Origin of the sequence: Rickettsia monacensis (genome assembly GCF_000499665.2) — a bacterium.
GTDB classification, from domain to species: domain Bacteria; phylum Pseudomonadota; class Alphaproteobacteria; order Rickettsiales; family Rickettsiaceae; genus Rickettsia; species Rickettsia tamurae.
Map to the genome: position 1 here is coordinate 202,522 of NZ_LN794217.1, position 26,525 is coordinate 229,046.

Genomic DNA, 26,525 nt, shown 5'->3' on the forward strand with positions numbered 1-26,525 from the left:
TATTTTTTAAAAAACCTGTAGTATTATAGGCTCTTTTATTTTATTATTGCAATAATAATATTTTAAAATAGGTAGTAATCTATGGCAGGTAGTTTAAATAAAGTAATATTAATAGGTAATGTAGGGCGTGATCCGGAAATTAGAACTACGGGCGAAGGGAAAAAAATCATTAATCTTTCCTTAGCAACAACCGAAACTTGGAAAGATCGCATTACCAGCGAACGAAAAGAACGAACTGAATGGCATAGAGTAGTGATATTTAGTGAAGGGTTAGTATCTGTTGTAGAACGCTATGTCACAAAAGGTAGTAAATTATATATTGAAGGTTCATTGCAAACCCGTAAGTGGAATGATAATTCAGGTCAAGAAAAATATACCACGGAAGTTGTGTTACAAAACTTTAATTCACAATTAATATTATTAGATAGTAAAAACTCTAATAATCATACTCAAGATTCAGGGCATAGCGAATATAAACATCCTGAAACTAAAAATCATTCCTTTGATCATAGCGACTTAGACGACGAAATACCGTTTTAATTATTTTCTGTCATCATTGCGAGCAGGTATTGCCTGCCCTGCGTGGTTCGACAAAATCCACTGTGTCATCCCGTGGTCAAGCCACGGGATGACAGAGGTGCAATTGATCCACGCAACAATGCCCACTCGCAATGACGATTTGATGTCCACACAGGAATGTCATTAAAGCCATATAAATAACTCCTACCAAATATAACCTTAAATATTATGAAAAAACTTCTTTGTATAATATTCCTTACATCAATATTTCTTTCAGGGTGTTCTACTACCAATGATGTAGCTAGTAGGGTAAAGCATTCGCAAGATATAGCAACTCAAAATAACTTTCAGATGCAGCTAGTAAACGGAGGTGATTTTACTCTTACGACTTATCAGCGTATTACCGACCGTAACCTACCTTTTGTATTCTATATTGAGGGAGATGGACATCTTGCGGATAGATCTGCTAATTCCAACAACCCTACTCCCGTTAATCCGATGCTCTTAAAGCTTGCTACAATGGATAAAAGACCGAATATTGTTTATATAGCAAGACCTTGCCAATATACTCCTTTAGAAATGAACTCAAAATGCATTAGCGATTATTGGTTAGATAAAAGAATGGGGCAGGAAGTCGTAGATTCAATTAACAATGTCATAAATATTATCAATAACGGACAAAAATTTAGCTTAGTCGGCTTCTCCGGTGGCGGCGGGCTTACAATATTAATTACCGCTCAAAATAGTAATGTTAAAGATATTATAACGATTGCCGGTAATTTAGATACTGAAAAATTTGATAAATATCATAATTATCGTGGTTACTTAGTTAAATCGTTAAACCCGATAAATTATGCAAAGCAGGTTAATAATATCCCTCAATTACATCTCTCCGGCATGGAGGACAAAAGAGTCCCGCCTTTCATAGCAGAACTTTACGTAAAAACAAGTAACTCACTATGTGTAAAAAAACAAACTTTTCCTAATATTTCTCATGCAAAAGGTTGGGATAAAGTTTGGTCTAATATATTATATATTCCTCTGATTTGTAATTAGGCATTGGGAAATATTATTAATCTATTTAACCCCGATTATGGATAAGGAATAGAGAGGAAGGAAGGTTACAAGAGTTATTAAACCTTATATAAATAGGGCACTGAAGGAATAAAATAAAGGTTTAATAACATGTGTAAATATACTACAATATTTTGTATAGTAGATAAATTTTGTAAAATTTATGAGAAATGGGTAAAACATCAATTGCTGAAAAGTAATAAGCAAAGATTTAGAGAAGGTAAGCTTTCCTTAAGTGAAGAACTCTCAATAATGATTTTTACCATTTTAGTGCATATAAACATTTAAAAGCTTATTACCAAAACTTTATTATTAATGGTAATTTGTTCAGGAATCCACCTTGTTATGAGAGATTTGTTCAGCTTATTCCTTCATTATTTCTGCCATTGATTGTGATGTTACATTACTTAAGTGGGAAAAGAACGGGAATTTATTATGCAGATTCCACACATTTTGCAGTATGTAAAAATATCAGAATTAATTCTAACAGAACTTTTAATAATCTTGCAAAAATGGGACGTAGTTCTGTCGATTGGTTTTTTGGATTCAAGCTTCATATGATAATCAATGATAAGGGAGAAATTATTGCTGTTAAAATTACCAAAGGTAATGTTGATGACAGAATTGCATTTGAAGCAATGGTTATCAAAAAGGTCTAAAAGGTAAGTGTTATGATGATAAGGGGTTTATTTCAGAAAAAATGTTTACAAAACTTTATAAGCAAGGTTTAATAAAAATTACCGGAATAAGAAAGGATATGAAAAACTATTTATTACCTCTTTTGGATAAAATCCTTTTAAGGAAGAGATTCATTATCGAAACCATTTTTGGCTACATAAAAGAGAATTTTAATATTACTCCTTCCAGACATCGATCACCTATTAATTTCTTTACTTCTCTATTCTCTGCTCTTATTGCTTACCAACTTAAACCTAATAAACCATGTATTTCTTATCCATAATCAGGGTTAAATAAAATATTTTCTATTACAAATCCTTCAAAACTTCCTCCGAGAATATAATGTCCGAGTAGCTCTAAGACTTAATAATGCATGTAGGATACCGCTATCACGAATATATAGTTTGGGGGCTTTGACTAATCGCTTCTTTACATTACTAGACCAAGGTCTTAGCAATCTTATAAGGAATAAATCCTCAAAGAGATCGATATATCTCATTATAGTAGGGACTGATATCCCAAGGCTTGCTGCTATTTTGCTAGCATTGAGTAAATCGCCTTGACAATGAGCAAATATAGTCCATGTTCTACGTAAAACTTCTGTAGATATATTATAGCCGAGTTGCGGTATTTCACGTTCTAAATAAGTCATGATAAAAGATTGCCGCCAATTCATACTACTATTATCCGAAGCACTAAGAAAGCTATCGGGAAAGCTGCCCCTAAGCCATAATAAATTATCATCAATATATCCGGCTTTTCTAACTTCTTGAATATTAAAACCACAAAGCTGAGTATAAATTATACGACCTGCTAACGATTCTGAGGAATGCTTTAATAATTCTTTAGAAGTAGAACCAAGAAGTAAGAATTGTTTAACCTTTTGCCCCTGCTGACGTCTTTCATCAATAACGCTACGTAAAACTTCAATAATAACTAAATGGTTAGAATGAGTTTGAAAGTAAAGCTCAGGATCAGATAATTTTGCCAAATCTGAAGGCTTCTCTAAGTCTAAATATAAAGGGGTAGGGGATATTTGTGCGGCTATTTCTTTTGCCAAAGTAGTTTTTCTCACTTGTCTTGGGCCTAAAATAGCTACAGCTGAAAACTCATTTAAAAAAGATTTAATATCTTTTGCTAAAAAACGCTCAATCATTATACAAGTATTATTAATATGGTAAAAAAGAAAATAAAAGATAAGGCTCATAAAAAAGAAAGTATGATTTGTACTACACTTCAAATCAAGCTTTAGCAAAATTACAAGCAAAAGTGCAAGATTATATAGATACTACAGGAGAAAAAATTTCTCTAGTAGATGAATTAATTAAGTTAAGAAAAGCAGATGGATAGTGCTTTCGGTTTATTTAAAATTTGATAAAATTATCTAAATATAGTATAGAACTTATTTATAATATTAAAAATTTTATGAGTAAGAAGCTTTATATTAAGACCTACGGATGTCAGATGAATGTTTATGACTCCGTTAAGATGCAGGATTTGCTTTACCCCTTTGGCTATGAACCCACGGAAAATATTGAAGATGCTGATGTTATTATTCTAAATACCTGTCATATCAGAGAGAAAGCAGCCGAGAAAACTTATTCTGAACTCGGTCGTATTAAGAAAATACAAGATACCAGAAAAAAACAAGGCTTAAACTCTGCAATAATAGTTGTAGCCGGTTGTGTTGCACAGGCGGAAGGTGAAGAGATTTTCACAAGAACTCCTTATGTTGATATTGTTGTCGGTCCGCAATCTTATTATAACCTACCGGAATTAATCTCAAAAGTCGTTAGACACGAAAAGCACTTAATCGATCTTGATTTTGTTGAAGAAGCAAAATTTGATCAGTTACCTGAGCAATTATATCCGCAAGGAACAAGTGCCTTTATATCGGTACAGGAAGGGTGCGATAAATTTTGTACTTTCTGTGTAGTGCCTTACACAAGAGGTGCTGAATTTTCAAGGAATGTAGAGCAAGTTTACAGAGAAGCACTAAAAGTAGTTAGTAGCGGTGCTAAAGAAATTATGTTACTTGGACAAAATGTCAATGCATATCACGGTAAAGGTCCTGCAGATAAAATATTTAGTCTAGCTGATTTACTCAAACATCTAGCACAAATTCCAAATTTAGAGAGATTACGTTATACTACCTCACACCCGATAGATATGAATGATGATCTAATAAAACTGCACGGCACCGAACCTAAATTAATGCCGTTTCTACATCTACCGGTGCAGTCAGGTTCAAATAAAATATTAAAATCCATGAACCGCAAACATGATCGGGAATATTATTTTGATATAATTAATCGCTTAAGAGAAGCAAGACCCGATATAGTTTTATCCTCTGATTTTATTGTCGGTTTTCCCGGTGAAACAGATGAAGATTTTGAGGATACTTTAGATTTGGTCCGCAGAGTAAAATACGGTCAGTGCTATTCGTTTAAATATAGCCCACGTCCCGGCACACCTGGTGCAACTAGAACCGACCAAATACCTGAACATATAAAATCAGAGAGATTAACTATATTGCAAAAAGAACTTATGGCTCAGCAACTAGCTTTTAATGAAAGTTGTGTTGGTAGTACTATGAAAGTTCTATTTGATCGCGATGGTAAATTCGACGACCAGATAATAGGTAAAACTCCATACATGCAGTCCGTATATATCCAAAACCCTAATAAATCTTTACTTGGTAAAATCATTGATGTAAAAATTACTAAGGCTTCACTTAATAGTTTAACCGGCAAAATATTATAAGTCATGTATAAATCTCTATTTTTTTGTTTAAAAATTTTTGCCTTCCTTATTTTAATAGGTTGCGGGATTACTGCTTATATAATATATCACTATTCACGTGATTTGCCTGATTACTCACAGCTTGCACGTTATTATCCACCGTCGGTAACGCGTATTTATTCCCGTGACGGCAAATTAATGGAGGAGTACGCTTTTGAACATCGTGTATTTGTACCGATTAATAGCGTACCGAGTTCGCTAATAGAAAGTTTTATTGCAGCTGAGGATAAGAATTTCTATAACCATCCCGGCGTTGATTTGCTTGGAATAGTTAGAGCGGCATTTTTAAATATATCTAATTATTTACATCATAGGCGTATGGAAGGAGCATCTACCATTACTCAGCAAGTGGTTAAAAATTTTCTGCTAACTAACAAGGTTTCTCCTGAACGTAAGATTAAAGAAGCGATTCTTTCTTATATGATTTCAAGAGTATTTACTAAGGATCAAATCTTAGAATTATATCTTAATCAAACATTCTTTGGTCGCGGTGCATACGGTGTTGCGGCAGCTGCACAAAATTATTTTAATAAATCCGTAGAGGAACTTACCATTGCAGAATCAGCTTTTATTGCGGCACTGCCTAAAGCCCCTTCCAAACTTAATCCGGAGAGAAACTACGCTAGAGTAAAAGCTCGTCGTGATTACGTAATAATGCGTATGTTTGAAGATGGTTATATAACAAGAGATACTGCGAAAGAAGCTATGGATAGCTCGATAGTTTTACGTAAACGAGCTAAAGAAGAAACTGTTACGGCTGATTATTATGCCGAGCAGGTGCGAGAAGAAGTAATTAAGATGCTAAATAGTAAAGAGGAATTTTATACAGGAGGTCTTACTATTATTACTTCTTTAGATGCAAAGATGCAGCAATTAGCCGAAAACTCTCTAAGAAAAGGACTTAGGGAGTTTGATAGGAAGCGTGGTTTTAGAAAACCTATTGCCAATATTTCTCTTGATAATTGGGAAGAGTTTAAAAAATTACCTACACCTCAATCGCTTTTAGAATATAAATTAGCTGTAGTTCTAGATGTGACTGATAACCATGCAGAGATTGGACTTATAGACGGCAGCAAATCTAAAATTCCTATTGCTGAAATGAAATGGGCAAGAAGTAACCTTAAATCAGTTAAGGCTTTGCTTAAAAAAGGTGACGTGATAGTGGTTGAGGCTATAAAAGAGGGGTATGCTCTTCGTCAGATTCCTGAAGTAAATGGGGCTATTATGGTTATGAACCCAAATACCGGACAGGTACTTGCAAGCGTCGGGGGGTATGATTTTTCCACAAGTAAATTTGATAGAGTAACTCAAGCACTTCGTCAACCGGGTTCTTTGAGTAAAACCTTTGTTTATTTAGCAGCCCTTGAAAACGGTGTTAAGCCGAATCAGATTTTTAACGATGGACCTATTGAGATTTTGCAAGGTCCGGGTATGCCTAGCTGGCGTCCTAAAAATTATGAAGGTAAGTTTTTAGGTGAAATCACTATGCGTACCGGGCTTGAAAAATCTCGTAATCTCATAACCGTAAGAGTTGCGACTACTGTAGGGCTTACAAAAATCGTTGATATAATTAAGCGATTCGGTATTAATAATGAACCGAAAAAAGTTTACTCTATGGTACTTGGTTCAATTGAAACCACACTTAGCAGAATGACTAATGCTTATGCAATTATTGCTAACGGCGGTAAAAAAGTTGAGCCTCATTTTGTAGAATTAATTAAAGACCGTAACGGTAAAATTATTTATAGGCGAGATGATAGAGAATGTCTTTCTTGTAATGTTTCAGATAGCAATTTAGATACCGCAATATTAGAAATACCGAAAGAATATATCTATAGAGTTACGGATGAAGCTAGTGATTATCAAATTACTTCGTTTTTAACCGGAGCAATAGATAGAGGTACCAGTTATGCTGCGAAGAAGCTAGGGAAAATTATCGGTGGAAAAACCGGTACTAGTAACGATAGTAAAGATACATGGTTTGTAGGTTTTACGCCCAAGATAGTAGTTGGCAGTTATGTTGGCTATGATACACCGAAAGAGCTTGGAAAAAGAGCAACAGGTTCAAACGTAGTATTGCCGATTTTTATTGATTTTATGAGTAATGCTTATAAGGATGAACCGTCGCTGCCTTTCAAAGTTCCTGATTCAATAAAATTATTAGCAGTAGATAGAGCAACCGGTAAAATTACGCCAAGCGGCACGGTTATAGAAGCATTTAAAGTCAATAATTTTCAGATGCTTGAGAATGAAGATATGATCGATAATCACAATAATAATGATATTTTTGATTATGTACCGAGTAAGGAAGATCAGTCTCAAGAAATTTATTAAATTGTATACACTTAGTTTAAGTGGATGTCATTCTCGTACAGCATTGTTGTATGGATCAATATTTCCCTCTGTCATCCCGCAAGCTTGTAGCGGGATCCAGTTTAAAATACTAAAATTATTAGTATTTTAAGTTGTTTTCTGGACCCCGTGGTCAAGCCACGGTATGACACTAAATACATTTTTTGATCCATACAACAAAGCTACCTACCTACTTATTCATTTATTTGGAATTTTAATTATATGAAAAAAATTATTTTACACCTAACTGCCCTAATATCACTTACTGTACCTTTTATAACTCAAGCGGATTGTTTTTTAGTTAAAGAAAATGATAAATTTATTAAACGGGAAGGTAATTGCGAGTCTCGTTATGCTCCATGCTCAACATTTAAAATTGCTATAAGTTTAATGGGTTATGATTATGAGTTTTTAATTGATGAAACTCATCCAAAATTACCTTTTAAAGAAGATGATGTTATTAAGGTGTTAGGGAGAGAGAGTACGGATACTAATCGTCATTGCAAGAGGTATTGCCTGTGTGGATACTACCGAGTCGTCATTGCGAGAAAATTACGAAGTAATTGACGAAGCAATCTCAGGATATTTGACGAGATTGCCACGCTCTCTACGTTCGCTCGCAATGACGATTCGGTCCACGCAACAAGGTCTGCTCGTAATGACGAAGGCCGGTCCACGCAGGCAACGAATGACATATAATCTATACAAATGCCACATATTCATACTAAATTTGTAAAAATATCATCTAAATTATTAATTATACATAGACATATTTAAAAAATTGTATTAAATTATAACACTTTATAAGTTATTTAATTTTTATTAAGGTTTACATATGGCGAATATTTCTCCAAAATTATTTCAAAAGGCAATTCAAAAAGGTCTTAAAACCGCTTTATTCACCACCTCAACCGCAGCATTAATGCTGAGTAGTAGCGGGGCGTTGGGTGTTGCTGCGGGTGTTATTTCTATTAATGATGCAGCATTTAGTGATCTTGCTGCTGCCGGTAATTGGAATAAGATAACGGCTGGAGGAGTAGCTAATGGTACTTCTGTTAACGGTCCTCAAGACAATAAGGCATTTACTTACGGTGGTCGTCATATTATCACTGCAGATAAAGTCGGTCGTATTATTACGGCTATAAATGTTGCGGCTACTAATCCTATAGGCCTAAAGATTGCTGAAAATACCAGCGTCGGTTCTATTGTTACAGATCATAACTTGTTGCCTGTTAATATTACTGCCGGCAAAAGTTTAACTTTAACCGGTACTGCTGCGTTTGTTCCACGTCATGGTGTTGGTGCTTTTGCTGATACTTATACGGGTTTAGGAAATATAACTTTAGGGGGAGCGAATGCTGAACTAATTATGCAATCTGCAACTCCGGCAAAGATAACACTTACAGGAAATATAGATGGAGGAGGTATAATAACTGCCAATACAGATACTGCCATTAACGGAACAATAGGTAATGTTAATCCAGCAGCTCAAATAAGCGTTGGGGCAAGTACCCTTTCTCTTGGAGGGGCGGTTATTAAAGCCACTACGACTAACTTAACAAATGCTGCGTCGGTATTAACCCTTACAAATGCAAATGCAGTATTAACAGGTGCTATTGATAACACCACAGGCGGTGATAATGTAGGTGTCTTAAATTTAAATGGTGCATTGAGTCAAGTAACCGGGAATATAGGTAATACAAACTCATTAGCAGAGTTAAGTGTAGGAGCAGGTTTGCTACAAATACAAGGTGGAGTAGTAAAAGCGAATGCAATAAACTTAACGAATAATGCGTCAGCAGTGACATTTACGAATCCTGTAGTAGTGACCGGAGCGATAGATAATACTGGTAATGCTGGTAACGGTGTAGCAACATTTACCGGAGCAAGTACGGTAACCGGGAATATAGGTAATACAAACTCATTAGCAGAGTTAAGTGTAGGAGCAGGTTTGCTACAAATACAAGGTGGAGTAGTAAAAGCGAATGCAATAAACTTAACGAATAATGCGTCAGCAGTGACATTTACGAATCCTGTAGTAGTGACCGGAGCGATAGATAATATTGGTAATGCTGGTAACGGTGTAGCAACATTTACCGGAGCAAGTACGGTAACCGGGAATATAGGTAATACAAACTCATTAGCAGAGTTAAGTGTAGGAGTAGGTTTGCTACAAGTACAAGGTGGAGTAGTAAAAGCGAATGCAATAAACTTAACGAATAATGCGTCAGCAGTGACATTTACGAATCCTGTAGTAGTGACCGGAGCGATAGATAATATTGGTAATGCTGGTAACGGTGTAGCAACATTTACCGGAGCAAGTACGGTAACCGGGAATATAGGTAATACAAACTCATTAGCAGAGTTAAGTGTAGGAGCAGGTTTGCTACAAATACAAGGTGGAGTAGTAAAAGCGAATGCAATAAACTTAACGAATAATGCGTCAGCAGTGACATTTACGAATCCTGTAGTAGTGACCGGAGCGATAGATAATATTGGTAATGCTGGTAACGGTGTAGCAACATTTACCGGAGCAAGTACGGTAACCGGGAATATAGGTAATACAAACTCATTAGCAGAGTTAAGTGTAGGAGCAGGTTTGCTACAAATACAAGGTGGAGTAGTAAAAGCGAATGCAATAAACTTAACAAATGCTGCGTCGGTATTAACCCTTACAAATGCAAATGCAGTATTAACAGGTGCTATTGATAACACCACAGGCGGTGATAATGTAGGTGTCTTAAATTTAAATGGTGCATTGAGTCAAGTAACCGGGAATATAGGTAATACAAACTCATTAGCAGAGTTAAGTGTAGGAGCAGGTTTGCTACAAGTACAAGGTGGAGTAGTAAAAGCGAATGCAATAAACTTAACGAATAATGCGTCAGCAGTGACATTTACGAATCCTGTAGTAGTGACCGGAGCGATAGATAATATTGGTAATGCTGGTAACGGTGTAGCAACATTTACCGGAGCAAGTACGGTAACCGGGAATATAGGTAATACAAACTCATTAGCAGAGTTAAGTGTAGGAGTAGGTTTGCTACAAGTACAAGGTGGAGTAGTAAAAGCGAATGCAATAAACTTAACGAATAATGCGTCAGCAGTGACATTTACGAATCCTGTAGTAGTGACCGGAGCGATAGATAATATTGGTAATGCTGGTAACGGTGTAGCAACATTTACCGGAGCAAGTACGGTAACCGGGAATATAGGTAATACAAACTCATTAGCAGAGTTAAGTGTAGGAGCAGGTTTGCTACAAATACAAGGTGGAGTAGTAAAAGCGAATGCAATAAACTTAACGAATAATGCGTCAGCAGTGACATTTACGAATCCTGTAGTAGTGACCGGAGCGATAGATAATATTGGTAATGCTGGTAACGGTGTAGCAACATTTACCGGAGCAAGTACGGTAACCGGGAATATAGGTAATACAAACTCATTAGCAGAGTTAAGTGTAGGAGCAGGTTTGCTACAAATACAAGGTGGAGTAGTAAAAGCGAATGCAATAAACTTAACGAATAATGCGTCAGCAGTGACATTTACGAATCCTGTAGTAGTGACCGGAGCGATAGATAATACTGGTAATGCTGGTAACGGTGTAGCAACATTTACCGGAGCAAGTACGGTAACCGGGAATATAGGTAATACAAACTCATTAGCAGAGTTAAGTGTAGGAGCAGGAATAACATTACAAGCCGGAGGAAACTTAATTACAAATAATATAAATTTTGGAGCAGGCAGTACGTTAGAGTTTAACGGTCCTCTTGATGGTGGTGGTAACATAATTACTTATGGGTTTAAAGGAGCTATAGTAAACGGTAATAATGCTACATTAAATGTTAATACAAAGTTACTTATAGCATATGATGCAACTGCGGGAACAATCGCAACAATCAATATTAAAGCCGATAATAATTTTGCATTTGATGCAAGTGCCGGTGATGTTACCATATTAAATGGTCAAGCGATTGTTTTTGAAGATGCAAATTCTATTTTAACTCTTTCTAACCTAACCGGAGGCGGAGTAAATAATATATTATTAGCAGCTGATTTAGCGGCACCTGGTGCCAATGAAGGTCAGTTAATCTTTGATGGTGGGGTTAATGGACTGAATATCGGAAGTAATGTAGCAGGTACTGTTAGAAATATTGGTAATGCAGGCGGTAATAAATTTGAAAATTTATTTATTAATCATGTGGTTACAATAACCGACGATGTAAATTTAGGTATACATGACTTGGTTATTAACGATAATGCAGATTTTACTAGTAGTACAGCATTTAATGCTGATGCTATACAAATAAACAATGCTACTTATAGGATTGATGCAAATGGCGGTGATTTAAATGTACCGGCAGCAAATATTGAATTTGCCCATGCAGATGCAGAGTTAGTATTACAAAATAGTTCAAATGCAAATGACCGTACAATCACATTAGGTGCAGATATAGATCCTAATAATGATGATGAAGGTATAGTAACCTTAAATTCCGTAAACGCAGGAAGAAAATTAACAATAGACGGAGGGGTTACATTCGGTAGAGCTAAGAGGTTACAAGCTATAAAATTTCAAGGAGCAGGAAATTTGGGTACAGTAGGTATCACTTTTAATACAGCAAATATAGAGCTTGATACTACAGGGGTGCTAGAGCTTGGAGCTACTACGGCGAATGTAACATTAATTAATGATGCCGTTCAGTTAACTCAAACCGGTAATATTGGCGGTTTCTTAGATTTTAATGCAAAAAACGGTACGGTAACATTAAATAACAATGTAAATGTTGCGGGAGCAGTCCAAAATACCGGTGGTACTAACGGTACGTTAATAGCTTTAGGTGCAAGTAATCTTAATAGTGTAAACGGGATTGCTATGTTAAAAGTCGGTGCAGGAGCTGTAAGCATAATCAAAGGCGGTAATACTAGCATCACCGAGATCCAAGGTAACGGTACTGCACTCTTAACATTACCTGCAAACTTTAACTTAACAGGCAGCATAAATAAAACCGGCGGTCAGGCTCTGAAGCTAAACTTCACAAATGGTGGCAGTGTTAGTGGTGTTGTAGGGACTGCGGCTAATTCGGTTGGTGATATCACAACAGCAGGTGCTACAAGTTTTGCAAGCAGTGTTAACGCAAAAGGTACGGCGACGCTCAGCGGTACTACAAGTTTTGCCGATACATTTACTAATACAGGTGCTGTTACTTTAGCCAAAGGTTCTATCACTAATTTTGCTAAAAATGTAACGGCTACCAGCTTTGCAGCTAACGGTGCTACTATTAATTTCGGCAATAGCCTAGCCTTTAATAGTAATATAACAGGTAGCGGTACTACACTTACTTTAGGTGCAAATCAAGTAACATATACCGGCACCGGTAGCTTTACCGATATGCTAACCTTAAATACTACTTTTGACGGAGCAGCTAAGTCAGGCGGTAATATCTTAATTAAATCAGGCAGTACTCTTGATTTATCAGGTGTTTCAACTTTAGCACTTGTTGTTACTGCTACTAATTTCGACATTAATAATATAGATCCAAATACCAAATATACGGTAATATCTGCAGAAACAGCAGGCGGTTTAAAGCCTACTCCCGCAGATAATGTTAAAGTAACCGTTAATAATGACAACCGCTTTGTCAACTTTACTTTTGATGCATCAACTTTAACGCTATTTGCGAAGGATGTATCTCAAGAAGTGATAGATAACAACTTCAAACCGGGCGGGCCACTTACAAATATCCCAAATGCTGCAAATGTAAAGAAATCGCTTGAGTTAATGGAGCAAGCACAAATCGGTTCGGATGCACGTTTAGCTTTCGGTAACTGGGGAAAACTGACTCCAATCCAAGAAGCAGATGCTGTAACTCACCTCATGCAAGACGTTGTAAAACCTAGCGATACTATAACTGCTATTAATAATCAAGTTATACTAAGTAATATCTCAAGTAGCTTAATTAATCTAAATGCTAGAATGGATGCAATACAGCCGGTTGCTGTAGCTGCCGGTGATGAGGACAGAGATGCTAAGTTTGGTGCATGGATAAGTCCGTTTGTCGGTAATGCAACGCAGAAGATGCGTAACAATATAAGCGGTTATAAGTCTGATACAACTGGTGGCACTATAGGTTTTGACGGCTTAGTTAACGATGATCTAGCACTCGGGCTTGCATATACAAGAGCCGATACTGATATCAAACTGAAAAATAATAAGACGGGCGATAATAAGGTAGAGAGTAACATCTATTCCGTATACGGTTTATATAATGTACCTTATGAAAATCTTTTCGTTGAAGCTATAGCATCTTATTCGGATAATAAGATAAGAAGCAAATCAAGACGTGTTATTGCAACGGCATTAGCGACTACTGCTTATCAAACTGCAAACGGTAAGTATAAATCCGAAAGCTATACAGGTCAGTTAATGGCTGGTTATACTTATGCAATGCCTGAGAACATTAACTTAACACCGCTAGCTGGGCTTAGATATTCGACTATCAAAGATAAGGGCTATAAAGAAACGGGTACTACTTACCAAAATCTTACCGTTAAAGGCAAGAACTATAACACTTTCGACGGTTTACTCGGTGCTAAAGTATCAAGTAATATCAATGTAGGTGAAGTAGTGCTAACACCTGAGCTTTACGCAATGGTTGATTATGCATTCAAGAATAAAGTTCCGGCGATTGATGCAAGATTACAAGGTATGACTGCTCCTTTCCCAACCAACAGCTTTAAGCAAAGCAAAACAAGCTTTAATGTCGGCGTTGGTATTACTGCTAAGCACAAAATGATGGAATACGGTATTAACTACGATACAAATATCGGAAGTAAGTATTTCGCTCAGCAAGGTAGTGTAAAAGTTCGTGTGAACTTCTAATATGCTTGGTGTCATCCCGTGGCTTGACCACGGGATGACACTGAGGATCTTAAATAAAAAATTATGTTAGATAATATTAGAAAAACTGCCGATAGTTTTATAATGCGGGTTTTATTCGCAATGATAGCTTTTGCTTTTGTCGGCTTTGGTATTAAAGATGTATTAAACGGAAGAAGAAGCGGTGATATTGTTACTTTTTCTCATGTGAAAAATATCTCCCAGGAAGATTTTTTGAGAGCAAAATCTTTAGAAATTAATGCTATAAGTAAGCAAACGGGAACAAGTTTAACCGATGAAGAAATAGCACAGTTAAATATTGATAACCGAATCCTAAAAAGGCTTGTTTATGATAATGTCTTAGATTATCTAGTTAGCTATTATGACTTAGATCTAAGTGATGATACAGTTAAAATTTTAGTTAAAGAATCACCGGTTTTTAAAAATGAGCAAGGTGTTTTCGATATAAAAATTTTTAAAACTTATTTTAGAAATTCTTATATGGATGAAGAAAAATATTTATTAAACTTCAAAGAAAAAGCTCTAAAAAATATTTTTGTCGGTACTTTTGTAGAAAGTTTCTATGTTCCTAAAGCTATGATTGACAATATAGTAGATTATATGGCTGAAAAAAGAGAGGTAGAATTAATACAAATAGATTTACAAAATAAACCAAAAGATTTACAAATCCCTACTCCTACCGATCAGCAATTAAAGGATTTTTACCAAGATAATAAAACCTCGTTTGAGGTACCTGAGAAACGCAGCTTTTCTTATATTAAAGCTAATATTAAGGATTTAAAAGTCTCAGTTACTCAAGATGAGTTGTTAGAATTTTATAATGAAAATAAAGATGAGTTTGGGAATCAAAGTTTTGAATCGGTACAAAAACAATTACATGATTTATTAAAGGCTCAAAAAATCGACATACTTAATATGGAGTTTGCTAAAAAGCTGGAAGATGAGACGGCAGCTGGTTCTAGCTTAGTTGAAATTGCCGAAAAATATAAGCTACCGATACAAAACATTAACTATGTCAGTTATGCAGAACTTATTGAAGATAAAATAATTGCCGAAAATGCCGATAGTATTTTTGAGCTTTCGGAAGGAGAATTATCTTATCCTATAGAAGCAGAAGATAAAAGCTATCTTATATTGGTAGAATTAAAATCTATTCAGCCAGCAAAAATACCTGAATTTGATGCTATTAAAGAACAGGTAAATAAAGTTTGGATAAAGCAGAATATCGCAGATGTAAACTTAAAGATTATCAAGGATTTAGCAAAGGAATATAATTCAGAGCAAGAGAATATAAAAGAGCTTAAAGCTAACGGAATAAAAATAAGCAAAAAAAATTATATTAGATCCGAAATGGAAAATGATTTAACACTAGCTCCTGAAATATTATTATCAATTTTTAATACTAAAATAGGAAGTAATACGCCTGTATTCCAAGTAGGTGATGAAGTATATTTTGCACATATTAAATCTAGAAGTATAGATGAATTAACGGCTAAAAATATTCATGTCAATTCAGAAAAAAATATAATATATAATATTAAAAATTCTGTAATTGACGAACTAATTAACTACACAATTATTCAGAATGATATCCAGGTAAAGGCTAATTTTAGTAAGTAGGGAAACCCATCGAGTCATACCGTATCGTCATTGCGAGGAAATTACGAAGTAATTGACGAAGCAATCTCATGATATTTGATGAGATTGCCATGCAGCCTACGCCTTGCTCGCAATGACTATAAAATAAGCCGCACATTATAAACAAAAAAATAGAACTATGAGCTTTAAAGATTTACCGGAGTTTTTAAAATTTTTAGAAAAAAACGGTGAGTTAAAGCGTATTTCTGTTGAAGTTAAAACTGACCTAGAAATTACTGAAATTAGTAGAAGAGTATTAGCACAAGGCGGACCTGCATTACTTTTTGAAAATGTTATAAAAGCCGACGGCATTAAGTCCGACATACCTATTCTAACTAATCTTTATGCTAGTATAAATCGTATTTGTATGGGGCTTAAACTTAAGTCACCCAAAGAATTAAGAGAGCTTGGTATTTTACTAGCATTCCTTAAACAGCCGCAACCTCCCGCATCTTTTAAAGAAACATTGTCAATGCTACCGCTAGCTAAGCGTATATTTGCTATGTCTCCTAAAACCGTATCAAAAGCAGCTTTTCATGAAATCGTCATTGACAAACCGAATATCAATATATTGCCGATTCAAAGATGTTGGCCTGATGATATTTCGCCTTTAATTACTTGGGGGATAGTAGTTACTAAAGGACCAACAAAAGATAAAATCGATAATTACAACCTTGGCATATATAGAATGCAGGTTATTTCAGAAAATAAGCTATTGATGCGTTGGTTAAAGTTACGAGGTGGAGCAGAGCATCATAAACGTTGGAAAGAAGCAAAAAAAGAACCGTTTCCTGCTGTTATCGTTATTGGGGCAAATCCGGCGGTAACTTTGGCAGCGGTTACGCCGATACCTGAGAATATCTCAGAGTATCATTTTGCAGGTTTACTCGGTAATGAAAAAGTAGAGCTGGTGCAATGCAAAACTATTGACCTCAAAGTACCTGCACATAGTGAAATAGTGCTGGAAGGCTATGTAAGTTTAGAGGAGTATTTGCCTGAAGGTCCTTTTGGAGATCACACCGGATATTATAATGATGTTGAGGAGTTTCCGGTATTTACCGTAACGGCAATAACGATGAAGAAAAATCCCATATATTTAAGTACTTATACTGGAAAACCGCCTGATGAGCCGTCAATCTTAGGTGAAGCATTAAATGAAATTTTTATTCCTATCTTGCAGCAACAATTTCCGGAAATAGTCGATTTTTGGCTTCCACCTGAAGGTTGTTCATATAGAGTTGCAGTAGTATCGATTAAAAAATCCTATCCCGGTCATGCTAAAAGAATAATGCTTGGGATTTGGTCTTACTTACGGCAATTTATGTATAGTAAATTTATTATCGTTGTAGATGACGATATTGATGTTCGTAATTGGCAAGAAGTAATTTGGGCAATAGCAACAAGAAGTGATCCAAGGCGTGATACGAGCTTCATAGATAATTCCCCGATAGATTATTTGGATTTTGCATCACCTGATTCAGGGCTTGGTAGTAAAATGGGAATAGATGCAACCGATAAAATATACCCTGAGACAAATAGAAAATGGGGTAAAAAAATAGAAATGAGTCAGGAAGTTATCGACAAGGTTGATAGTATATGGAATAGTTTAATGACATAAGGTATACTCGTTTAATTTGAAAAATTGGCGTCGTTGTTTTATATTTTTTGATCCTCACGTACATAGTATGTACGTGAGGATCAAAAAATATAAAACGCCTTGCTTTTTCCAAATTAAACTTCGTCTACGTTTATATTAATTGTTAACTTTTTAGAAGTATCTTGGAACTAAACATGTATAACATTCCCGAACGAGACGATAATTAATAATTTCAAAAAAATATCAAGAGCTTATTTTACATTTCATGCAAGGTAGGGGGAGTATGATCCCTAGGAGCCTAATTGATAGTGATAAAAACAGAATTATAGCTTCTTTAATGGTAGAACAGTTTTGGGTAAATCCTGAAAAATTTTGCTTAATATTGAATATATTGATAAGTTAAGAGAGCTTACAGCAAGTAGCTTTGCAAAATTTGTCGGTAGTCCGGCAAAAGCTGTATTTTCTCCGGATAATAGAGATAAAAGATTTAAAGATTCTTCATGGGAGGATAATGCTTATTTTGACTTTGTTAAACAATATTATTTACTATCTAGTGAGTGGCTTAAGAAGAATATAGAACAGTATGAGCTATCAAATGATCTCAAGCAACATTTAGAGTTTGTAACTAAACATTTTATCGATGCTTTTTCACCTTCAAATTTTGCTTTTTGTAATCCAAAAGTTTTACGTGAGACATTAGAAAGCGGCGGTCAAAATCTAGTACAGGGATTAGAAAATTTCTTAAGAGATATAAAAAGTTCCGGTGATATATTAAATATCAAAACTACTGATAAATCTGCTTTTAAACTCGGTAAGAATATTGCTGCAACAAAAGGAAAAGTCATATTTCAAAATGATTTAATGCAATTAATATGCTATGAACCGAAAAAGAAAGTTCATAAGATTCCGATATTTATTATTCCGCCATGCATAAATAAATATTATATACTCGATTTATCTCCGCATAATTCTTTAGTATCTTTTTTGGTAGAAAATAATTTTCAAGTTTTTCTTATTTCATGGGTTAACCCTGATATCTCTCTATCGGAAAAAGGCTTCGAGGATTACTTAAAAGACGGTATTTTAGCACCTTTTGAGTATGTGAGAAATCTTGGTTTTTAAAAAATTGATTTTGTCGGATATTGCATGGGAGGTACATTCCTTGCTATAATTATCGCATACTTCAAAGCAAAGAAAATAGATTCCGTTCATAGTGCTACTTTCTTTACTACTTTGCTTGATTATACTCATCCCGATGAGCTTGGAATATTTTTTAATGAAGCTACGATTAACTACATTAAGGAAGATATAAAACTAAAAGGCTATTTTGATGGGCAGTATTTATCAAATAGTTTTAGTTTGCTAAGGGCTAATGATTTAATTTGGACATTTTTTGTCAATAATTATTTACTCGGTAAAAAACCGATGCCTTTTGATTTACTATATTGGAATGCGGATTCTACTAACTTGCCGGCAAAAATGTATGAGGAATATTTACAAAATACATATTGCAATAACTTGCTAAAAGAGTCTCATAATTTAGAGGCGCTCGGAACAAAAATAGATCTTGGAAAAGTTGATTGTAACTCTTTTTTTGTAGCCGCAAAAGAAGATCATATAGCTCCATGGCGTTCAATATATGATGGAGTAAAATTATTAAACGGACATAAGATTTTTTGTTTCACGGATTCAGGGCATGTAGCAGGTGTAGTTAATCCTCCTGCGATTGCTAAATATAATTATCGGCTTTAAATGACGACTTAAGTTTAAGTAGTCATGAGTGGCTTATAAAGCCTACGGAATATGAAGGCTCATGGTGGAATTATTGGCTTGATTGGCTTATAAAAAATAATGATAATAAGCTAGTAGATTCTTTAGATTATCAGAATCTAAAGGCTATTGAAGAAGCACCGGGAAGTTATGTAAGAAGATAGGTGTTGGATCTTTTTATTGTCATACCGCGACTTGATCGCGGTATCCAGTCTTCTTCTTTATTTTTTTATGGATACCGTGGTCAAGCCACGGTATGACATAGCGGAATGCAAACCATGCAGATAACGCCTAAAATATAAATAAGTCATGAAGAGAAAAAATAATAAATTTATAGAAATATCTATTGCCTTTATCTTGGGAGTTGCTTTAGGTATTTATGGACAGAATCCGGATTATTTTACTAATCTAATAAATCAAAAATCATTAGCTTTATCTGCACCTCAAATAAAGCATTACAATATTTCAGAGCTTTCAAGAAGTAAAGTTAACTCCGCCTGCCGGTTGTACTAAAGTTTATAGCCAATCAGATAGATAAAGCTGAAGAATCTATTTATATGCAGGCATACGGTATGAGCGATGCGTTAATTACTACTGCACTTATTAATGCACAGATGCGAGGAGTAAAAGTTAGAATATTACTTGATCGTAGTAATTTAAAGCAAAAATTTTCTAAATTACACAAATTACAACGAGCAAAAATTGATGTAGGTATAGATAAAGTACCCGGAATCGCTCATAATAAAGTTATAATTATCGATAAAAAGAAAGTAATAACCGGTTCGTTTAATTTCACGGCTGCTGCCGATAAACGTAATGCTGAAAATGTGATTGTTATAGAAGATCAAGAACTAGCAGAGTCTTATTTACAAAATTGGCTAAACAGAAAGGCGAGCAACTGAGAGGAGATTTCCACGATGTCATTCCTGCGAAAGCAGGAATCTAGTAATAAAAGATATAAATATATTTAATTTTTTATATTAAAAGCTCAAATAATTTCGCTTTTTTCTGGATTCCCGCTTTCGCAGGAATGACATCAAACGCATTTTTCGATCCATGCAACAATGCCTTCAGTCGTTCGCAATGACGTTGAAAATTAAGCAGATTTCTTATTGAAGTTTTTTTGTACTTGTTCTGCCATATTCTGCATATTATTAGAAGCATGATGAACATTCTCGGCAATATGCTTATTTGCGGCTTCTAATATTTTGGTTGAAGACTCATAAGCAATACTTGCTAATTCCTTAGAATTATCCATAGATGTTTCATAAATAGATTTTAAACATTTTTGATGACATTTACTAGCTTGTTTGAAATCTTTAGAATTTGCTGCTTCTTTAGTAGTATTCAAAATAGTATTAACATTATTTTGTATAATCTCGGAATTTTTCTTAAGCAAAGATTGCATGCTTTCTGTAGCAATTTGGTTAGTTGTTAAAAGAATATTCATAGCTCTTTGCATTGTATTTGTGATAGATGAAAGATCTACACTAGGGATATTTTTCATAGAACTCATATAAAATTCCGGATTCATAATAGGATTTCATTAAATCTAAAAATTGTGTATTATTTAACATTATTCATTCTCCTAAAATAAATTAAATTTTTTACTTAAAAAATTTTTTGTGTTTTATAGGTTACGTATATGTAAACATAAACCCTCAATTCATGCTAACATTTATAAAATTATGAGTCAATAATTGTTAGCATTAAGAATAATATTGAAAATAGTTAAGTTTTTATAAATGTTAGATATATCAATTCAAGAATTAATAAATAAGTGGCAAAAATACCTCGTTTTGCAAAGAAATTACTCTAATCATACAGTAATTTCTTATAATAATGACCTTAAGCATTTCCTTGAGTTTATGAATTATTATAATTCAGAGCTTGTAACGATAAATCATATTAAAACCGCAGATATAAGATTAATCCGAAGTTGGCTTGCAAAACGTAACTGTGATAATTTTACCACTTCTTCAATTTCACGTGGTTTATCTGCAGTAAAAAATTTTTATAGGTTTTTAGAGAAAACAACACAATTAAATAGTCATATAATTTTTTCTATAAAATCTCCTAAAAAAACTAAATTGTTACCAAAAGCTTTATCGGAGGATGATGTAGTAATATCACTTGAACATATTGAAGAATATGGGAATGTTAAGTGGGTAGAACTTAGAAATAAAGCCCTACTTGTTCTTATATATGCTTCAGGTCTACGTATATCGGAGGCATTATCAATTACGAAACTTCATCTACAAAATCTAGAATTTATAAGAATAATAGGTAAAGGTAGTAAAGAAAGAATAATTCCGTGGTTACCGATTACTAAAAATTTAATTACCAAATATTTAGAAATATTGCCGTATAAGCTAGGGGATAATGAACCGATATTTAGAGGAAAGCAGGGTAAGAAATTGCAGCCACCGGTATTTAATCGTGAATTAATTAAATTAAAGCATTTTTATGGTTTACCGCAGCATTTAACTGCTCATTCATTTAGACATAGTTTTGCTTCACATTTGCTTGAGCATGGTGCAGATTTGCGCTCTATTCAAGAGCTATTAGGTCATAAAAGTTTATCTACTACACAAAATTATACTAAAACAAGTATAAAGCATTTAGAGGCTGTATATACTACCGCATATCCAATTAAAAAATAAAATATATTAATATTCATAATCTTCTTGCGTTAATTTTAAGTTATATATTATATTATTTTAAAAACCTTATAAACATAATATATTAAAGCTAATATTGAGATATTAATATGTTAGAAACACCTAAATTACCTATGGGATATAAACCTTCTAAAGATGAAGAATATATGTGTCCTAATCACCTAGAATATTTTAGACAAAAACTTTTAAGATGGAAAGAGGATTTATTAAAGGAATCTCAAGAGACTTTAGATCATTTAAAGGAAGAAAATTTAAAAGAATCCGATCTTAACGATTGTGCTACTCATGAAACAGAAAGAGCTTTTGAGCTTCGTAGTAGAAATAGATATTGTAAATTAATGAGTAAAATAGAAGAAGCATTATCACGTATTAAAAATGGGGAATATGGTTACTGTGAAGAAACAGGCGACCCAATAGGTATAAAAAGATTAGAAGCACGACCTATTGCTGCATTATGTATTGAAGCTCAAGAGCGTCATGAAAATTATGAGAGAAGTCATTTGGATGCGCCTGGAAACTGAGTATCTAACCCCGATTATGGATAAGAAATACATGGTTTATTAGGTTTAAGTTGGTAAGCAATAAGAGCAGAGAATAGAGAAGTAAAGAAATTAATAGGTGATCGATGTCTGGAAGGAGTAATATTAAAATTCTCTTTTATGTAGCCAAAAATGGTTTCGATAATGAATCTCTTCCTTAAAAGGATTTTATCCAAAAGAGGTAATAAATAGTTTTTCATATCCTTTCTTATTCCGGTAATTTTTATTAAACCTTGCTTATAAAGTTTTGTAAACATTTTTTCTGAAATAAACCCCTTATCATCATAACACTTACCTTTTAGACCTTTTTGATAACCATTGCTTCAAATGCAATTCTGTCATCAACATTACCTTTGGTAATTTTAACAGCAATAATTTCTCCCTTATCATTGATTATCATATGAAGCTTGAATCCAAAAAACCAATCGACAGAACTACGTCCCATTTTTGCAAGATTATTAAAAGTTCTGTTAGAATTAATTCTGATATTTTTACATACTGCAAAATGTGTGGAATCTGCATAATAAATTCCCGTTCTTTTCCCACTTAAGTAATGTAACATCACAATCAATGGCAGAAATAATGAAGGAATAAGCTGAACAAATCTCTCATAACAAGGTGGATTCCTGAACAAATTACCATTAATAATAAAGTTTTGGTAATAAGCTTTTAAATGTTTATATGCACTAAAATGGTAAAAATCATTATTGAGAGTTCTTCACTTAAGGAAAGCTTACCTTCTCTAAATCTTTGCTTATTACTTTTCAGCAATTGATGTTTTACCCATTTCTCATAAATTTTACAAAATTTATCTACTATACAAAATATTGTAGTATATTTACACATGTTATTAAACCTTTATTTTACTCCTTCAGTGCCCTATTTATATAAGGTTTAATAACTCTTGCAACCTTCCTTCCTCTCTATTCCTTATCCATAATCGGGGTTAGCTAAGTAATTTATGTAGTGGATACTGAGTCGTCATTGCGAGAAGAAACTATAAGTTTCGACTAAGCAATCCACTAAAATGCGTAGCATTTTTATTATTTTTCTAGATTGCCACGCGGTCTTTGACCGCTCGCCAATGACGATTTTGTCTCCACGCAACAATGTTCACGACTATTAGCGTTTATATACCTTAAAACCTAAAGAAGTTAGAGCATTTACCGTTTCAAATAAAGGTAATCCCATAACATTTGAATATGAGCCGGAAATAAATGAGATAAAAGCTTCTGCATAACCGGAAATTTTGCACCCGCCGGCTTTATCTATTCCCTCATCCAAAGAACAATAAAAATTAATCTCTTCATCACTTAATTTTTTGAACTTAACAATAGTCTGAACTATTTTTTGTCTAACTGTAAGCTGATCATTCTCTTTTTTGATAATACATAAACCGGTATGGACACGATGACGACGTCCGGATAACATCTTAATACAATTCTTGACTTCTTCGTAAGTAGTAGCTTTCGGCAATATTCTTCTACCTACTGCCGCTACGGTATCGGCAGCTATAATTATAGCTGATTCCTCTATTTGAGATGCAACTTTTATAGCTTTTTCGTAAGCAAGTCTTATGGCTAAGGGAGCGGGTAATTCACGCAAATTAGGTGTTTCGTCTATATCTGCTGGAATAATTTGTGAAGGAGTAATTCTTATTCGGTGTAGTAATTCAATTCTTGCAGGAGAGCTTGATGCTAATATAATCGGTAGGTTTTTTTTGTTCTGCTTCATACTTATAAAGACTAGTGACGATGAATCACACGCCCTTTAGTTAAATCATAAGGAGTCATTTCTACCATAACTTTATCTCCTAGTAATATTCTGATACGATTTTTACGCATCCTACCGGAAGTATGAGCAATAATTACATGATCATTCTCAAGCTTTACTCTGAAAGTAGCATTAGGTAAAAGTTCAAGTACTGTACCTGTAAACTGAATGAGGTCGTCTTTTGACATTAGGTTTAAATTTATATTTATGGTCGGGGCGGAGAGATTCGAACTCCCGACCCTCTGGTCCCAAACCAGATGCGCTACCAGGCTGCGCTACGCCCCGAGAATTAATTATGTCTATAATATATACTCTATTATTCGTAGCAAATCAATTTGTTTATGTAAAAATTTATAGATTTTGCTCAATAAAGAAAGATATCGTCATTGCGAGCAGACATTGTTGCGTGGATCGAAAAACGCATTCGGTGTCATACCGTGGTCAAGCCATGGTATGACACCGAGCGTGCTTTATGGTCCATGTGTATTTCTTAAGTTTTATATTTATATACGATTTACTGAATTTCTATAAACAATATATAAAGTTTAATTTATTTTAAACAAGAAAAGTAACTTATGATTACTTTCTATATGTAGAAAATACTTTATTTTATAATTTTTATAGATATTTTAGTATTTAATTAATGTTTTTTAACTAAAAGTAACGTGTTATTTATATAACAAAATCATAAGTTAGAAAATTTTTTGTTCTTTTAATAATTATTAATCATTTCTTCTTACCCTCTTTTATTATTTAATATTAATTAAAGACCTGAATAAAAATTTAATTTTATTATTAACTTTTTTTAAAAGTGCAACATAACGAAAATATTAAGAATTTTTATCTTAATCTCATTTAACTAAAGATTTTTAAAAATCTTCCAAAAATACATAAAATTTATATTTGTTAATGAATACTAGTCTCAAATTTATAATTTAGAAAATTAAGTCCAAATTTAGGAGATGTTATGTCAAGTCAACGAAAAAATACTCTAAAAAATTTAATAAAAAAAGGCATGTTCGCATCAACTGCGGCAGTGATGCTTGCTAGCACAAGTGCACTCGGGGTTCGAACCGTCATAGGTCCAAATGCTGTGTTATCCACAGGCTTTAACCTTGATGGTGGAACGCCTTTTGCCCCAGGGGATGATTTAGCACTTGGAGGAGTGTTTAATTTCACTGCTAATGTTTCAATTGGCTCTTTAAATATAGGTGCCAATAATAACGCAGTTATGACTGTACCGGCCAATACCGCAATAAATCTCGGTAATGTTACGGTGCCGGAAGTGGACTAAATATCGATTGTCCTAATAACGGGGCGGCTTTAACTTTAACAGGTAACACTTATTACGTTAATAATATGAATTTTAACAACACTGTTAGTACTTTCTTCTACAGTTGTTGCTCCTGCTGATCCTACCGTTTACTTGGATGAACACACTATTATAACTGATGTTCAGGGTCAAAATAATCTTACAATAGCTACTAATACGCCATTCGTTGTTAAAAATCCAAATTGGAATAAAGCGAATGCTATTAATATTGGTAACCTTAATGGATCAAGATATAATCTTGCAACCGATACTTCAGTTTACTCCCCAGGAAATGAAGTTGTAGATATACAACCTACAAAAAATATCAATTTTTCCGGCTCAAATTCTAGTTATATAGTAAGTAATGGATCAAAAATGAAGCAAAATTTATAGCTACTGTGAAACTAATTCCGGCACAGGATTTATGGGGTCAATTAGGAGTACACGTGGCTTCTGGTAAACGAGAAATTGCACTTGATGCAGGTAGTGGCAACGGAACAGGGGGAACAAAAAGGCTTAACATATTTAGTACCGATGGGATAGCCGATGAGCCGGGACAACTTCTAAATCAAAATCCGGTTACAATTACAGGAACTATCTTTGCACAAACTATTCAGATAGGAAACCAGTATCAGCCTCTTGTTGGAGGTGACACCCATTATGGTGTAGATTGGGAAACGGGAATTGATACAGGAAATGGAGGGTTAGTACAATTTACGCACAACTCGTTAACACGCTTTCAAAAAAGCGTAATTTCTGATATAGATTTTAAAGGTACTGCCGCACAAGTAACAATAGCTGCCGATGCGAATGTCGGCGGAGCTACCGGTGGGAATATAATTAATTCCGTAGCCGAAGGAAATAATACATTAAATTTTGCCGGGTAGTA

The 26,525-nt window shown here is 34.3% G+C and carries 24 protein-coding genes, 1 tRNA gene and 2 pseudogenes; 19 read left to right on the forward strand and 8 right to left on the reverse strand.

Annotated features, from left to right (window positions below; all coding sequences use genetic code 11):
* Positions 1–81: 81 nt before the first annotated feature.
* Positions 82–540 carry a single-stranded DNA-binding protein gene (locus RMONA_RS00980; protein ID WP_023507241.1) on the forward strand — a complete coding sequence of 153 codons (459 nt, stop codon included), beginning with the start codon at positions 82–84 and terminating at the stop codon, positions 538–540.
* Positions 541–605: 65 nt separating this feature from the next.
* On the opposite strand, the gene RMONA_RS09535 is transcribed toward RMONA_RS00980, so the two are convergent.
* Positions 606–812 (reverse strand): hypothetical protein, encoded by a 207-nt coding sequence (locus RMONA_RS09535; RefSeq protein WP_172643936.1) that lies wholly within the window; start codon positions 810–812, stop codon positions 606–608.
* Between RMONA_RS09535 and RMONA_RS00985 the strand changes: the two genes are divergently transcribed.
* The 3 genes from RMONA_RS00985 to RMONA_RS00995 all read left to right on the forward strand — a co-directional run bounded on the left by RMONA_RS00985 (position 748) and on the right by RMONA_RS00995 (position 2,554).
* A complete protein-coding gene (locus RMONA_RS00985; protein WP_023507242.1) occupies positions 748–1,575 on the forward strand; it encodes an alpha/beta hydrolase family protein in 828 nt (275 codons plus the stop codon). The two genes, RMONA_RS09535 and RMONA_RS00985, sit on opposite strands and share 65 nt — an antisense overlap.
* Positions 1,576–1,988: 413 nt before the next feature.
* Positions 1,989–2,252 (forward strand): transposase, encoded by a 264-nt coding sequence (locus tag RMONA_RS00990; RefSeq protein WP_023507103.1) that lies wholly within the window; start codon positions 1,989–1,991, stop codon positions 2,250–2,252.
* 41 nt (positions 2,253–2,293) lie between these two features.
* On the forward strand, positions 2,294–2,554 hold the full coding sequence (locus tag RMONA_RS00995; RefSeq protein ID WP_023507102.1) for a transposase: 261 nt from the start codon (positions 2,294–2,296) through the stop codon (positions 2,552–2,554).
* A 36-nt stretch (positions 2,555–2,590) separates the two neighbouring features.
* On the opposite strand, the gene RMONA_RS09985 is transcribed toward RMONA_RS00995, so the two are convergent.
* A complete protein-coding gene (locus RMONA_RS09985) occupies positions 2,591–3,427 on the reverse strand; it encodes an ATP-binding protein (protein WP_023507244.1) in 837 nt (278 codons plus the stop codon).
* A gap of 68 nt (positions 3,428–3,495) precedes the next feature.
* On the opposite strand from RMONA_RS09985, the gene RMONA_RS10750 reads away from it, so the two are divergent.
* The 10 genes and pseudogenes from RMONA_RS10750 to pld all read left to right on the forward strand — a co-directional run bounded on the left by RMONA_RS10750 (position 3,496) and on the right by pld (position 20,233).
* On the forward strand, positions 3,496–3,621 hold the full coding sequence (locus tag RMONA_RS10750) for a hypothetical protein (protein WP_269429000.1): 126 nt from the start codon (positions 3,496–3,498) through the stop codon (positions 3,619–3,621).
* Between the two features lie 75 nt (positions 3,622–3,696).
* A complete protein-coding gene (miaB, locus tag RMONA_RS01005; protein WP_037230908.1) occupies positions 3,697–5,034 on the forward strand; it encodes a tRNA (N6-isopentenyl adenosine(37)-C2)-methylthiotransferase MiaB in 1,338 nt (445 codons plus the stop codon).
* Positions 5,035–5,037: 3 nt separating this feature from the next.
* Entirely contained in the window at positions 5,038–7,407 is a 2,370-nt protein-coding gene (locus RMONA_RS01010) for a penicillin-binding protein 1A (protein WP_023507246.1), read from the forward strand.
* A 240-nt stretch (positions 7,408–7,647) separates the two neighbouring features.
* Complete coding sequence (locus RMONA_RS01015) at positions 7,648–7,992, forward strand: penicillin-binding transpeptidase domain-containing protein (protein ID WP_023507247.1); 345 nt, start codon at positions 7,648–7,650, stop codon at positions 7,990–7,992.
* Positions 7,993–8,260: 268 nt separating this feature from the next.
* Positions 8,261–14,308 (forward strand): autotransporter outer membrane beta-barrel domain-containing protein, encoded by a 6,048-nt coding sequence (locus RMONA_RS01020; protein ID WP_046058377.1) that lies wholly within the window; start codon positions 8,261–8,263, stop codon positions 14,306–14,308.
* A gap of 63 nt (positions 14,309–14,371) precedes the next feature.
* Positions 14,372–15,946, forward strand: coding sequence for a SurA N-terminal domain-containing protein (locus RMONA_RS01025; RefSeq protein ID WP_023507249.1), 1,575 nt, complete (start codon positions 14,372–14,374; stop codon positions 15,944–15,946).
* Positions 15,947–16,103: 157 nt separating this feature from the next.
* Positions 16,104–17,582, forward strand: a complete 1,479-nt coding sequence (locus tag RMONA_RS01030) for a UbiD family decarboxylase (protein ID WP_023507250.1) — start codon at positions 16,104–16,106, stop codon at positions 17,580–17,582.
* A gap of 351 nt (positions 17,583–17,933) precedes the next feature.
* Positions 17,934–18,683 (forward strand): Poly-beta-hydroxybutyrate polymerase, N-terminal domain only, encoded by a 750-nt coding sequence (locus RMONA_RS01035; protein ID WP_023507252.1) that lies wholly within the window; start codon positions 17,934–17,936, stop codon positions 18,681–18,683.
* Positions 18,684–18,707: 24 nt separating this feature from the next.
* Entirely contained in the window at positions 18,708–19,313 is a 606-nt protein-coding gene (locus RMONA_RS01040) for an alpha/beta fold hydrolase (RefSeq protein ID WP_023507253.1), read from the forward strand.
* Positions 19,314–19,640: 327 nt separating this feature from the next.
* Positions 19,641–20,233: pseudogene (gene pld / locus RMONA_RS01045) on the forward strand (phospholipase D).
* Positions 20,234–20,427: 194 nt separating this feature from the next.
* On the opposite strand, the pseudogene RMONA_RS01050 reads toward pld, so the two are convergent.
* Positions 20,428–20,908, reverse strand: a pseudogene (locus RMONA_RS01050) (phasin family protein).
* A gap of 168 nt (positions 20,909–21,076) precedes the next feature.
* Here RMONA_RS01050 and RMONA_RS01055 point away from each other — a divergent pair.
* Positions 21,077–21,994, forward strand: coding sequence for a tyrosine recombinase XerC (locus RMONA_RS01055; RefSeq protein WP_023507255.1), 918 nt, complete (start codon positions 21,077–21,079; stop codon positions 21,992–21,994).
* Positions 21,995–22,101: 107 nt separating this feature from the next.
* The gene (gene dksA / locus RMONA_RS01060) at positions 22,102–22,533 is read left to right on the forward strand and encodes an RNA polymerase-binding protein DksA (protein ID WP_023507256.1); all 432 of its coding nucleotides are present in this window, start codon (positions 22,102–22,104) and stop codon (positions 22,531–22,533) included.
* A gap of 14 nt (positions 22,534–22,547) precedes the next feature.
* On the opposite strand, the gene RMONA_RS10755 is transcribed toward dksA, so the two are convergent.
* The 5 genes from RMONA_RS10755 to RMONA_RS01085 all read right to left on the reverse strand — a co-directional run bounded on the left by RMONA_RS10755 (position 22,548) and on the right by RMONA_RS01085 (position 24,609).
* Positions 22,548–22,808, reverse strand: a complete 261-nt coding sequence (locus RMONA_RS10755) for a transposase (RefSeq protein ID WP_023507102.1) — start codon at positions 22,806–22,808, stop codon at positions 22,548–22,550.
* Positions 22,809–22,849: 41 nt separating this feature from the next.
* Positions 22,850–23,113: a transposase gene (locus tag RMONA_RS10760; protein ID WP_023507103.1), complete on the reverse strand. Its 264-nt coding sequence runs from the start codon at positions 23,111–23,113 to the stop codon at positions 22,850–22,852.
* Positions 23,114–23,673: 560 nt separating this feature from the next.
* Entirely contained in the window at positions 23,674–24,285 is a 612-nt protein-coding gene (locus RMONA_RS01075) for a Maf family protein (RefSeq protein WP_023507257.1), read from the reverse strand.
* A gap of 11 nt (positions 24,286–24,296) precedes the next feature.
* A complete protein-coding gene (gene infA, locus RMONA_RS01080) occupies positions 24,297–24,512 on the reverse strand; it encodes a translation initiation factor IF-1 (RefSeq protein ID WP_010977828.1) in 216 nt (71 codons plus the stop codon).
* 20 nt (positions 24,513–24,532) lie between these two features.
* Positions 24,533–24,609 (reverse strand) — tRNA-Pro (locus tag RMONA_RS01085).
* A gap of 682 nt (positions 24,610–25,291) precedes the next feature.
* Here RMONA_RS01085 and RMONA_RS01090 point away from each other — a divergent pair.
* The 3 genes from RMONA_RS01090 to RMONA_RS09995 all read left to right on the forward strand — a co-directional run bounded on the left by RMONA_RS01090 (position 25,292) and on the right by RMONA_RS09995 (position 26,523).
* Positions 25,292–25,618: a hypothetical protein gene (locus tag RMONA_RS01090; protein ID WP_242402824.1), complete on the forward strand. Its 327-nt coding sequence runs from the start codon at positions 25,292–25,294 to the stop codon at positions 25,616–25,618.
* Positions 25,619–25,750: 132 nt separating this feature from the next.
* On the forward strand, positions 25,751–26,029 hold the full coding sequence (locus RMONA_RS01095; protein WP_037230920.1) for a hypothetical protein: 279 nt from the start codon (positions 25,751–25,753) through the stop codon (positions 26,027–26,029).
* Between the two features lie 5 nt (positions 26,030–26,034).
* Positions 26,035–26,523, forward strand: coding sequence for a hypothetical protein (locus tag RMONA_RS09995; RefSeq protein WP_242402825.1), 489 nt, complete (start codon positions 26,035–26,037; stop codon positions 26,521–26,523).
* Positions 26,524–26,525 lie beyond the last annotated feature (2 nt).